This is a genomic window from Neptunomonas antarctica (assembly GCF_001305295.1).
In the GTDB taxonomy this organism is placed as follows: domain Bacteria; phylum Pseudomonadota; class Gammaproteobacteria; order Pseudomonadales; family Balneatricaceae; genus Neptunomonas; species Neptunomonas antarctica.
In genome coordinates this window covers 115,728-128,116 of sequence record NZ_LJSI01000021.1, presented here as the reverse complement: position 1 = coordinate 128,116, position 12,389 = coordinate 115,728, and the positions used below count along the sequence as shown (strand labels likewise).

At 47.0% G+C, this 12,389-nt stretch carries 9 protein-coding genes; 5 read left to right on the top strand and 4 right to left on the bottom strand.

Going from position 1 to position 12,389, the window contains the following annotated elements:
- The first annotated feature begins 37 nt into the window (after window positions 1-37).
- Entirely contained in the window at window positions 38-1,204 is a 1,167-nt protein-coding gene (locus Nant_RS03060) for an Acg family FMN-binding oxidoreductase (protein ID WP_238377058.1), read from the top strand.
- A gap of 110 nt (window positions 1,205-1,314) precedes the next feature.
- A complete protein-coding gene (locus Nant_RS03055; RefSeq protein ID WP_054340176.1) occupies window positions 1,315-1,854 on the top strand; it encodes a DUF3313 family protein in 540 nt (179 codons plus the stop codon).
- Window positions 1,855-2,470: 616 nt separating this feature from the next.
- Here the strand turns inward: Nant_RS03055 and gcvP are convergent.
- From gcvP to Nant_RS03035, 4 genes are all read right to left on the bottom strand, one after another.
- Window positions 2,471-5,353 carry an aminomethyl-transferring glycine dehydrogenase gene (gcvP, locus tag Nant_RS03050; protein ID WP_054340175.1) on the bottom strand — a complete coding sequence of 961 codons (2,883 nt, stop codon included), beginning with the start codon at window positions 5,351-5,353 and terminating at the stop codon, window positions 2,471-2,473.
- A 7-nt stretch (window positions 5,354-5,360) separates the two neighbouring features.
- A complete protein-coding gene (gene gcvH / locus Nant_RS03045; RefSeq protein ID WP_054340174.1) occupies window positions 5,361-5,753 on the bottom strand; it encodes a glycine cleavage system protein GcvH in 393 nt (130 codons plus the stop codon).
- Window positions 5,754-5,857: 104 nt separating this feature from the next.
- Window positions 5,858-7,159 (bottom strand): serine hydroxymethyltransferase, encoded by a 1,302-nt coding sequence (locus Nant_RS03040; RefSeq protein ID WP_054340173.1) that lies wholly within the window; start codon window positions 7,157-7,159, stop codon window positions 5,858-5,860.
- 31 nt (window positions 7,160-7,190) lie between these two features.
- Window positions 7,191-8,576: an L-serine ammonia-lyase gene (locus Nant_RS03035; protein ID WP_054340172.1), complete on the bottom strand. Its 1,386-nt coding sequence runs from the start codon at window positions 8,574-8,576 to the stop codon at window positions 7,191-7,193.
- 458 nt (window positions 8,577-9,034) lie between these two features.
- Here Nant_RS03035 and Nant_RS03025 point away from each other — a divergent pair, with 458 nt between their 5' ends.
- From Nant_RS03025 to Nant_RS03015, 3 genes are all read left to right on the top strand, one after another.
- On the top strand, window positions 9,035-10,396 hold the full coding sequence (locus Nant_RS03025) for an alanine/glycine:cation symporter family protein (RefSeq protein WP_054340170.1): 1,362 nt from the start codon (window positions 9,035-9,037) through the stop codon (window positions 10,394-10,396).
- 212 nt (window positions 10,397-10,608) lie between these two features.
- Window positions 10,609-11,739: a glycine cleavage system aminomethyltransferase GcvT gene (gene gcvT, locus Nant_RS03020; protein ID WP_054340169.1), complete on the top strand. Its 1,131-nt coding sequence runs from the start codon at window positions 10,609-10,611 to the stop codon at window positions 11,737-11,739.
- A gap of 89 nt (window positions 11,740-11,828) precedes the next feature.
- Window positions 11,829-12,386, top strand: coding sequence for a sarcosine oxidase subunit gamma family protein (locus Nant_RS03015; RefSeq protein WP_054340168.1), 558 nt, complete (start codon window positions 11,829-11,831; stop codon window positions 12,384-12,386).
- The last annotated feature ends 3 nt before the right edge of the window (window positions 12,387-12,389 follow it).

The following is a 12,389-nucleotide window of genomic DNA, read 5'->3' as shown; positions in this document are numbered from 1 at the left end:
AATATAGATTCCCAGGAATGTAAACACATAGGAGCGCATGATGAATCGTCGAAACTTCATTCAGGTCTTTGGTCTAGGACTCGGATCCATTGCCCTGAGTAGTACCATCGCAGGTTGTGGCATCGCGGAGCCCACCCTGAGCATCGGTTGGGAAGGCCCGGATCCAGCGGAAAAAGATATCCGCATGCAGGTTTTGGCCTACGCCATACTCTGTCCAAATCCTCACAACAAACAACCCTGGATCATCCGCCTCACAGGCCCTCACAGCTTTGACCTCTATGTTGACCCAGACCGGTTATTACCCGCCACAGACCCGCTCCACCGCCAGATTCATATAGGTCAAGGCACCTTTCTGGAAACCCTGGCCATCGCCGCGACCGGACTTGGCCATGAGGCGCGCATCGACTACTTCCCCCAAGGCATGTATAGCAACACGGAACTGATCAATAAACCGGTTGCATCCATTGAACTGATTGAACGTCCAGGGCTCACGCCTGATCCGCTGTTCGCTCACCTGTTAACTCGACGCACTAATAAACGTGAGTACGATAACCGCCGTTTAGCCCAATCAGAAATCGATACGCTGCATGACTTTCATGGTCAGGAAAGCACTGCCCCCCTAACTATTGTTCAGTCTGACGAGGCAAAGCATCGTTTCGAGCAGATACTGACGGATGCCATGCAGATCGAAGTAGGGGATCAAGAGCGGGATCATGAAACCATTGCGATGTTTCGCTTCAATGAGGAAGAGGTGCAAAAGTACCGGGACGGGTTTGGAGTGTCTCAGGCAGGCTTAAGCGGAATCAAAAAATTTGTCGTTGAGTCATTTTTACTGTCGCGGGAGCAGGTCGAAAAAGATCCCACCGAATTTGGTGAGCAGGCGGTGGAGATGACAAGGGCTACCACCACTTCAACAGCTACATTTGTCTGGATTGCAACCACGGCTAACAGCCGGCTAGATCAAGTAAGAGTGGGAAGAGATTACTGCCGTATCAACCTCAAGACCACCGCGATGGGACTCGCGCAGCACCCCATGAGCCAAGTTTTGCAGGAGTATAAGGAGATGCGGCCGTTACAAGTCGCATTCAAAAAAGCTTTCAATATTAAGCCGAACGATACCGTACAGATGCTGTTTCGCTTGGGGAGAGCCGAAACACCCCCCCACGGCCCGAGGCGGCTTATTTCAGAGTTGATTCAAAGTTAAGTGGCAGAATGAAGCTGGCGTCGGTGTCGACATTTGAACGCCATCTATTAAGTAAATCAAACGATAACAAAAAATTAGTGTTACAAAACTAATTATCGAAGGATTAATCAGTGACTATTAAATATAAAACAGCACTACTTTGTAGAAAATTTACTATAACCCTTCTTTTTTTTGGTATTGCAGCGTGCTCTACAATGCAGCCGACCCAGCACGGTTTCAGTGGTTTTGAAGCCAAATCGAATGATATCAATCCTCATGTTTCTTGGCAGCTTGAACACCAGAATATATCTGATGATCAGAAAGTTGAACTTGAGCTTCATGTAAGTAAACTGCTAAAAAGTGTCATCCAAAATCACGCAGAAAAAAACATGTATGTTCGTGCCAACATTACACGCGTGGAAACGGCATCTCCTATTCTTAATGTTATGACGACATTATTAGCGTTTATTCCATTAGATCGAGGCGGCGCTGCCATTGAAATTCAAGCAATAGACCAAAATACGGGAGAACAAATATTCCATGGTAGTTACGCGAAGTGGATGCCGAAATCGGAGTTTATCTCGCACTTCTCAAGTATGGCATTGGCGAAACTTGCCTTGGAGGATGGCATACAAAATTTCAATCGTGACATAGATTATGCTCTTCGATAAGCACTTGTGACGGGGTGTGACTAAAACCAGTTGGTAGCAGAAAGCTGAGTAGGCAATGGCCTATCCTCAACAGAAATGTTTTTAGCACATTGCGCAGCGGGGGGCAGGTCTTTGATTTATGACTTTTAATAATCCCGCTTACCGTTGAATAGTGTAAGCCAATATAGTCCCCTATTTCTTTTAACGTATATCCACTGCTCTCATATGCCTTGATAATGAAAGTATTTTTATTAGTGTGTTCCTCCTTATAAGCATCAAGTGACTTAGGCAGTGGCCGTCGTCTCACTACAGGTTTTGCTCAAAGTCATTTAGGTCGCTTACCACAAGGTAGACATATACAGCTCAATAAAAAGCCATAGGTTATACAATCGACGGCTCTTTTCTATTTATACCTTGTAGCAACACGAAAGCTTAGTGATTGGCTGCATTACACTCTCCAAATCAACAGCTGGAAAATGACAACCTTATTTAGGATGGGTCAACGAAAAGAAAAAAGGCGAGCCATTACTGGTTCGCCTTTTTTAGTTTTTACCCGGATCAATTAACCAACTTTATTAAGATAACCATCTTAATTAAATCGTTAACCAACTTCATTACCTAACCTCAACCCGAATTTTTAGTCCTGGTAAGACTCAATAGGCGGACACGAGCAGATAAAGTTACGATCGCCGTACACATTATCCACACGGTTTACCGCAGGCCAGAACTTGTTCTGACGTGTGGCCGTCGTGGGGAATACAGCTTCTTCGCGAGAGTAAGCGCGGCCCCATTCAGCAGCGGTAATATCCGCCATGGTGTGCGGTGCGTTATGCAGTGGATTGTCTTCTAAAGACCACTCACCACGCTGTACTTTATCGACTTCCTGACGAATCATCACCATTGCTTCAATGAAGCGATCCAGCTCCATCTTAGACTCAGATTCAGTCGGCTCAATCATCAAGGTACCCGCTACCGGGAATGACATCGTCGGCGCATGGAAACCGTAGTCCATCAGGCGCTTAGAAATATCTTCTTCAGTAATACCCGACGCTTCTTTCAATGGGCGGATATCAACGATGCACTCATGCGCAACTTTGTTATTACGGCCACGGAAAAGAATCGGGTAATGCTCACCCAGTTTTTCAGCCAGATAGTTAGCACCCAGAATCGCGTTCTGTGTCGATGCTTTCAGGCCAGATTTACCCAGCATACGGTTATACATATAGCTGATCGGTAAGATCGCACCCGAACCATACGGCGCTCCAGAAACAGCACCTACATTTGACTCAGAACCCTGAACCGCTGTTATTTTGTGATTTGGCAGGAAAGGAGCTAGATGGCTCTTCACGCCAATAGGTCCCATACCCGGGCCACCACCGCCATGCGGAATAGCAAAGGTTTTATGCAGGTTAAGATGCGATACATCTGAACCAATAAGGCCTGGCTTGGAAATACCCACCTGAGCATTCATGTTGGCACCATCCATATAGACCTGGCCGCCAAACTTATGAATCAATGCACAAATCTCTACAATATCTTCTTCGTAGATACCGTGAGTCGATGGATAGGTGATCATCAGGGTAGACAGGTTTTCAGCGTGCAACTCTGCTTTTTCAGCCAGATCTGCTACATCAACATTACCTTTTTCGTCACACTTGGTAACGATGATTTTCATATCCATCATCGCTGCAGAGGCAGGGTTAGTGCCGTGGGCAGACGATGGTATCAGGCAGATATTACGATGGCCTTCACCGATAGACTCCTGGTATTTGCGGATAGCCAGCAAACCAGCGTATTCGCCCGACGCACCTGAGTTAGGCTGCAACGAGACTTTATCGTAGCCTGTTATCTCCACTAGCTGCTCTTCTAACTCACGCAGCATGGTGTGGTAGCCTTGAACCTGATCATCTGGTGCAAACGGATGAATGTTGGCAAATTCAGGCCAGCTCACCGGCAGCATTTCAGCAGTGGCATTCAGTTTCATGGTACAAGAACCCAGCGGGATCATACCGTGAACCAATGAGTAATCTTTGTTTTCCAGCTTTTTCAGGTAACGCAGCATATCGGTTTCTGAGTGATAGCTGTTAAATACCGGATGAGTCAGAATTGCATCTTCACGACGTTGTGCATCGGTAATACCAGTATCGCCAGCGGCGACACGTGCATCAATCGCAGCGATATCTAAACCATGCTCATTGCCCAGGAAGATAGCGAACAACTCAGCTACATCAGCTGCGGTTGTTGTTTCATCTAAGCTAACACCGAGTTTATCAGCACCGATACGGCGTAAGTTACAGCCTTTATCCAGTGCTGCCTGATAAATAGCACCCTGCTTATCAGCAACATTCAGCGTTAATGTATCAAAGTAACTGTCGTTACCCTTTACGCCTTTGTCTTTTAAGCCGGTTGCTAAAATAGCGGTCAAACGATGAATACGCTCAGCAATGGTTTTCAGGCCGTTAGGGCCATGATAAACCGCATAGAAGCTCGCCATGTTGGCCAGCAGCGCTTGAGCTGTACAGATGTTTGATGTCGCTTTGTCACGACGAATATGCTGCTCGCGGGTTTGCATCGCCATACGAAATGCCTGATTACCACGTGCATCAACCGATACACCAATAATACGACCGGGTACAGAGCGCTTCAGTTTGTCACTGGCAGCGAAAAATGCAGCATGCGGACCACCAAAGCCCATCGGTACGCCGAAGCGCTGAGTAGAACCCAGAACAACATCAGCACCCAGCTCACCGGGTGATTTAAGCAATACCAATGCCATCGGATCAGCGGCAACAGCGACCATCGCTTGCTGAGCTTTTGCTGTGTCTATCAGAGTCTTGATGTCAGTAATTTCACCAAAGGTACCCGGATACTGCAACTGAACACCAAATACATCGTGCTCTGCCAGTTCAGACGCCGGTGCAACCACCACATCAAACCCGAAATATTCAGCACGGGTTTTGATGACGTCAATGGTTTGCGGATGAACATCGTCAGCCACAAAATAGGTATTAGATTTTTTACGGTTAGAACGTTTGCACAGCGTCATTGCTTCTGCAGCGGCGGTGGCTTCGTCCAGCATGGAGGCGTTCGCCAGATCCATACCGGTCAAATCCATGACAACCTGCTGGAAATTCAGCAATGACTCCAAACGGCCCTGAGCGATCTCTGGCTGATACGGCGTATAGGCCGTGTACCAACCCGGATTTTCCAATACATTACGCAGAATCACATTCGGCACCAGGGTGTTGTGATAACCCATACCGATGTAAGACTTGTTAACTTTATTCTGTGCCGCCAATGATTTCAGGTAAGCCAGTGCTTGGACTTCTGTTTCAGAATCAGCCATATCCAGCGCATCATCCAAACGAATTGATCCGGGTACTGTTTGCTCAATCAGCTCGTCCAGAGAAGAGACACCCAGGCTTTCCAGCATCGCTTGCTGATCTTCGCCATGAAGACCGATATGACGACGCGTAAAGTCATGCTGTTGTTCGAGTTCACTCAGAGTACGTTTTTCCACGTGTGTCTTACCCCTCTTCGCCTACATTAGCTTCATATGTATTTGCATCCAGCATATCGTCAAGTTCAGATGCATCCGAAAGTTTAACTTTAGCAATCCAGCCATCTTCAAAAGCGGATTCATTAATCGTTTCAGGTGAGTCTTCCAACTCTTCGTTAACGGCGATTACTTCACCCGTTACCGGTGAATAGATATCTGACGCGGCTTTTACGGATTCAACCAGAGAGAATTCTTCGCCCTTCTCAACCATACGGCCTACTTCCGGCACTTCAACAAAAACCACATCACCCAACAACTCCTGAGCGTGGTCCGTAATACCCACAGTAACGGTGCCGTCACCGTTATCCAGAACCCATTCGTGTGAAGCGGTATATTTTAAGTTTGCTGGAACACTACTCATGATGATATTTCCTATCTTAATAGTCGGAATGAGAAGATGAACTGCCGATACAACTCATCTGTGTATTAATTTATGTATTAAGTGCTGTGTACTTTTATCTTCTTTTAACGGTAAAGCGGGAAACGCTGGCATAACTCAGTGACCTGAGCACACACCGCCGCTTCTACTTCTGCATTGTCTTCCGGATTAGCCACCAGACCATCCAGTACGTCATTGATCAGATTACCGATCAAACGAAATTCTTCGATACCGAAACCACGGGTGGTACCTGCCGGCGACCCTAAACGGATCCCTGACGTCACCATTGGCTTTTCAGTATCAAACGGAATACCGTTTTTATTACAGGTAATGCCGGCACGCTCCAGCGCAACTTCGACTTGATTACCTTTTAATCCTTTAGGGCGCAGATCAACCAACATCAAGTGAGTATCTGTACCCTCAGTAACGACCGCGCAACCACGCTCAATCATTACTTCTGCCAACACTTTAGCATTGGCCACTACACGATCGATATATGCAGAAAACTCTGGCTGCAACGCTTCACCAAACGCAACCGCCTTAGCAGCGATCACATGCATTAACGGGCCGCCTTGCAGGCCAGGGAATACGGCAGAGTTGATTTTCTTGCCCAATTCCAGATCATTCGACAACACCATACCACCACGCGGGCCACGCAAGGTTTTATGCGTAGTCGTTGTCACAATATGCGCATGCGGCAACGGGCTTGGATGAGCACCGGTTGCCACCAAACCAGCGATGTGTGCCATGTCTACCATCAGGTAAGCACCTACTTTATCTGCAATCTCACGGAATCGCGCAAAGTCGATTTCACGCGGGATAGCAGAACCGCCTGCAATAATAAGCTTGGGCTGGCACTCGACTGCTAATTTTTCAACTGCATCATAATCGATTCGCAAAGTTTTTTCAGCAACACCATACTGCACTGCAGTAAACCATTTACCGGATTGTGCCGGACGTGCACCATGTGTCAGATGTCCACCGGCATCTAACGACATGCCCAGAATAGTGTCACCCGGCTGTAGCAGCGCCATAAATACCGCACCATTTGCCTGTGCACCGGAGTGAGGCTGCACGTTGACATATTCACAGCCAAATAACTGCTTAGCACGTTCAATCGCCAGTGTTTCGGCTTTATCAACAAACTCGCACCCCCCGTAATAACGGCGGCCGGGATAGCCTTCTGCGTATTTATTAGTCAGTACGGTGCCCTGTGCCTGCATAACCGCTTTAGATACGATATTTTCTGAAGCGATCAATTCTATCTGGTTATCCTGACGCTGAAATTCTTCTTCTACCGCCGCAGTAATAGCGCTATCGCTTTCTGCCAGATCGCGGGTGAAAAAATCTGCATGTGCAGCATCGATATACAATTCAGTTAGGCTCATATTTTTTATTCTCTTGTTTAAAATAATTGAATCAACACGCCACAACGTTGACGGCTAAGCCACCTGTTGAGGTTTCCTTGTATTTGTCCTGCATATCAAGCCCAGTCTGACGCATTGTTTCGATCACACTATCCAAAGATACATGATGCTCACCGCTACCCCGTAATGCTAAGCGCGACGCATTCACTGCTTTTATCGCACCCATGGTATTACGTTCAATGCACGGCACTTGTACAAGCCCGCCAATAGGGTCACAGGTCAGGCCCAGGTTATGCTCCATACCTATTTCGGCGGCATTTTCGACCTGGCTATTAGAACCGCCCATCACCGCACAAAGCGCACCCGCGGCCATCGAACACGCGACACCAATTTCACCCTGGCAGCCGACTTCTGCTGCCGAAATAGAGGCGTTTTTCTTATACAACATGCCAATCGCGGCCGCCGTTGCTAAAAACTGTTTTATGCCTGCCTCATTACTACCTGGAACAAAACGTACGTAGTAAGCCAACACGGCTGGGATCACACCTGCTGCACCATTGGTTGGAGCGGTCACTACCCGACCACCAGCCGCATTCTCTTCATTGACCGCCATTGCATAGAGGTTAATCCAGTCCAGCACCGTTAGCTGATCTTTAAGGCTGGCCTCAGGACTGTTGATCAATTCCTGACGCATAGCGTGCGCACGGCGCTTAATTTTTAATCCACCCGGCAACACACCCGTCTGTTCGCACCCCCGATTAATACAATCATTCATCACCTGCCACAAATGCAGTAATCCATCATGAATCTCTTCTTCAGAGTGCCATGCTGCTTCGTTTTGCATAACGACATCAGCTATAGTGATGCCATTATCTTCTGCGTATTGCAGCAGCTGGGTACTATTTTCAAACGGGTATTTCAGATCAACCGTCACGGCCGCATTACCTTTACCGTTTTCATCAGTTTCTGAATCAGCCAGTACAAATCCACCGCCCACTGAATAAAAAATGGCATCGTGAATAATGATGCCGGCCTCATCAAACGCCTGAAACCGTAACCCGTTCGGATGCTTCGGTAATGACAGGCCGAAATGAAAAGGAATATGCTGCTCTTTAGTGAACGCTATCAACTGCTGGCCTGCCAGTTTTAAGTGGCCCGACTGCTTAATCTGCTCGATGTAATCTGGCACTTTATTCGAATCAATTAAATCTGGCTTTTCGCCCATCAGCCCAAGCATCACTGCGATATCCGTTGCATGCCCATGCCCTGTCATTGCCAGCGATCCATACAAACCAACTTTAACAGCACTGACCTGAGCCACTTGGCCACGCTCCTCTAACTCGTTAAGAAACCGGTTAGCCGCTACCATAGGCCCCACGGTATGAGAAGAAGAAGGCCCTATACCAATTTTGAACAGATCAAAGATACTTAACGCCATGGTGCGGTCTCCGTATTATTTTTATCATTTTTCGAAGCATCGTTTTCGAACACTGTTTTCTGAACAATACTTTCTAAACAGCGCTTTTTTGGGCAACACTTGGTGAACAGTAAGGAACTCACTAATACTTAATTTGGATTTAGATTAGCAACTTTTTTTCCTGAAATCAAAATAAGTTTCCTAAAATCAAAGTAAATTTCCTATAGGAAACTCAGGGAATTCTATCTCTACAGATATCTATATGATTTTCCGCGATTTTTATTTATTAACGACGAAAATTAGCAGATCGACTTCGTAATCAGACATTTTCACTTCCCATTTGACAGTTGCAACACTGATCCCGATAAGATAAATTTGTTTCCTATTGGAAACTTTGTTGCTTTTTTGTAGTAATGTTTCCAATAAAACCGAACTGGACTCACCAGTCACTATAAAAATAAATGTCAGGTAATTCATAAATGGAAATGCTCTCTTCTTTCATAGGACAAATTAATAGCATCGTATGGGGTCCCTTCATGCTGGTGCTGATTCTGGGTGTCGGACTTTTTCTGATGCTTGGTTTACGTTTAATGCCAATTCTGAAACTCGGCACTGGCTTCAAGCTGCTTTTCGAAGGCCGCAGCACTAAGAAAGGCGAAGAAAAGGAAGGTGAAATATCACCCTTTCAGGCTTTGATGACAGCGCTCTCTGCTACTGTGGGTACCGGTAATATTGCCGGTGTTGCTACCGCAGTATTTCTCGGCGGACCGGGCGCCCTATTCTGGATGTGGTGTACCGCTCTTGTCGGCATGGCCACCAAATACTCTGAAGCGGTTCTCGCGGTTAAATACCGTGAAGTAGATGAAGAAGGCCGTCACGTCGGTGGCCCAATGTACTACATCAAAAACGGTTTAGGCGCTAAATGGGCGTGGCTGGGCACCTTGTTTGCTATCTTTGGTGCCGTTGCTGCCTTTGGTATTGGTAACACGGTACAGTCCAACTCTGTTGCCGACGTCTTACACGCCAACTTCGGTATTAATGTCTGGGTAACCGGTGCCGTCATGATGGTGCTGGTGGGTGCAGTGCTGGTGGGTGGAATCAAGCGGATCGGTAGTGTTGCGGGTGCACTGGTGCCTTTAATGGCGATCGCTTATCTGGGTGCTGGCTTGGTTGTTCTGGCTATTAACGCTGACGCTATTCCTGCGGCACTTGATCTGGTATTCACACACGCGTTTACCGGTACTGCTGCTGAAGGCGGCTTTGCGGGCGCGGCTGTTTGGATGGCTATCCGCTTTGGGGTGGCTCGCGGTATATTCTCTAACGAAGCGGGTCTGGGTTCTGCACCTATCGCTCATGCGGCAGCACAGACAAAAGAACCCGTTCGTCAGGGCCTGGTAGCGATGCTGGGTACATTTATCGACACTCTCATCATCTGCTCTATCACAGGTCTGGTTATCATCACGTCGGGAGAGTGGACCTCTGGTGTCTCCGGTGCAGCGCTAACATCAGCAGCGTTCTCACAAGCATTACCGGGTGTCGGTAACTACTTAGTGGCTATTGCACTGGCTATTTTTGCTTTCACTACCATTATCGGCTGGTCTTTCTATGGCGAACGCTGTGTAGAGTTCCTGTTTGGTGTTAAAGCCATTACTCCGTATCGCGTGCTTTGGATCATTGCCGTACCTGTCGGTGCAGGTGTTAGTCTGGATTTCATCTGGCTACTGGCAGATACACTAAATGCATTGATGGCTATTCCGAACTTGATTGCTTTAGCACTGCTTAGTCCTGTGGTGTTCAAGCTGACCAAAGAGTATTTTAATAGAAAAACAACGTCTGCTTAATCGCTATTGATTAACGATATAGATAGACGAGGGGGAGCGCCGGCTCTCCCTCATTTAAAAAACTGTATCACCCGGGTGTTGTTCTACCGACGTATTGATCGACCCAAAGTGTTGTTAGATCCAATAAACTGCGCAACCCAACATACTGTTTAACTATTTATTTAATTATTTGTTTAACTATTTATTTAACTATCGATTTGTGGAGATAAAAAATGGCTGAGATTCAATCAGATAATCTTAATAAAACGGCTCTGTTTGACCTGCATGTTGAACTCGGCGCAAAGATGGTGCCTTTTGCAGGCTACGAAATGCCAGTTCAATATCCACTAGGTGTCAAAAAAGAACATCTCCACACTCGCCACCAGGCTGGCTTGTTTGATGTTTCTCATATGGGCCAGGTAAAACTAACCGGTGCTAATGCGGCTGCCGCCTTAGAAACACTCGTGCCTGTTGATATTATTGATTTACCAATCGGCAAACAGCGCTACGCTCTGTTCACGAACACAGACGGCGGCATCATGGATGACCTGATGGTTGCCAACTACGGCGACTGGATCTACGTGGTAGTTAACGCGGCCTGCAAAGAACAAGATATTGCTCATATGCGTGCCAACTTAGGCGACGGCATTGAGCTGGAAGTCCTCGATGATCGTGAACTTATCGCTATTCAAGGCCCTAAAGCTGCCGAAGCTCTCGCTCGCATCCAACCTGAAGTCGCTAGCATGGTGTTCATGGATTCTCGTGAAATGAGCATTGACGGTGTTGATTGCATCATCTCTCGCTCTGGCTATACCGGTGAAGATGGCTACGAAATCTCAATTCCTTCTGCTGATACTGAACGCTTAGTACGTTTATTTTTAGATCAGCCAGAAATTGAAGCCATTGGCTTAGGTGCCCGTGATTCTTTACGTCTTGAATCAGGCTTGTGCCTGTATGGGCACGATCTGGACAATACTACCACGCCTCTGGAAGCCAGCCTGATCTGGGCTATCTCGCCTTGCCGTCGCGCTACAGGAGAACGTGCTGGTGGTTTCCCTGGTGCTGACAAAATTCTTGATCAGATCAGCAACAAAAACTGGACACGTAAGCGCGTTGGTTTATTAGGCGCAGGCCGTGCTCCAATCCGTGAAGACGCCGAGTTATTTGATGCAGAAGATAACAAAATCGGCATCGTCACCAGCGGCACATATGGCCCAACCATTGAAGCACCGGTTGCTATGGGTTATGTCGACACCGCCTTTAGTGCGCTGGACACTTCAGTTTTTGCTGAAGTACGTGGTAAAAAATTACCCATGACTGTTTCACGCATGCCGTTTATCGAACAACGTTATTATCGTGGCTAAGGCCATACTGCACAAAAGCCGTGGCAGTCACTGCCATGGCTTTTGTTACGTGAAATTTCAGACTATGTATGTGTGAGAATGTGAATATTATGCCCATTAATCCTCTGGTACATTTAACCATCGGCACTCATGTAAATCAGGAGAATCGCCTACAAAGCATCGTTGTGCATGAACGGTCTTTTATCGGCGACTTACAACTCGACTCAGATCCCGATGACCCGGCATTGTTAATCGCCGTAGGCGAAATGATGGGGGTAAAACAACCGTTAAGCGCCTGCAGAATCACCTGTTTAGAACACATGGTTATTTTATGGCTGGATCACACCCGCTGGCTGATTCTCAGAGCACCGGGCGAGCAAGACTCGCTGCCACAATTACTCTCGCAAAGCTGGGGTGATGATATTCAACTTAATTACCATGAAGGCAAGCTAACTGCCCGCTTGAATAACGCCGCGCTAACCTACTTGTTAAATTCGGAAAACACTCAAGAATTAAGTGCCAATAGTACGCTTTATCGACAAAAAAGCATGGATTGCCTGCAACACAACGCAATACAGATTTTCTCAGTGGAAGCGACTGATAATTATGAAGTACTGGTGCGTAAGAGCTGCGCCGATACGCTTTTAAAATGGCTTAATATCAGCTAAAAA

What these genes read in the sequence shown, in the direction of transcription:
- Nant_RS03060 (WP_238377058.1), top strand. Translation starts at nt 38, where the DNA reads ATGATGAATCGTCGAAACTTCATTCAGGTCTTTGGTCTAGGACTCGGA.
- gcvH (WP_054340174.1), bottom strand. Translation starts at nt 5,753, where the DNA reads ATGAGTAGTGTTCCAGCAAACTTAAAATATACCGCTTCACACGAATGG.
- Nant_RS03040 (WP_054340173.1), bottom strand. Translation starts at nt 7,159, where the DNA reads ATGAGCCTAACTGAATTGTATATCGATGCTGCACATGCAGATTTTTTC.
- Nant_RS03035 (WP_054340172.1), bottom strand. Translation starts at nt 8,576, where the DNA reads ATGGCGTTAAGTATCTTTGATCTGTTCAAAATTGGTATAGGGCCTTCT.
- Nant_RS03025 (WP_054340170.1), top strand. Translation starts at nt 9,035, where the DNA reads ATGGAAATGCTCTCTTCTTTCATAGGACAAATTAATAGCATCGTATGG.
- gcvT (WP_054340169.1), top strand. Translation starts at nt 10,609, where the DNA reads ATGGCTGAGATTCAATCAGATAATCTTAATAAAACGGCTCTGTTTGAC.
- Nant_RS03015 (WP_054340168.1), top strand. Translation starts at nt 11,829, where the DNA reads ATGCCCATTAATCCTCTGGTACATTTAACCATCGGCACTCATGTAAAT.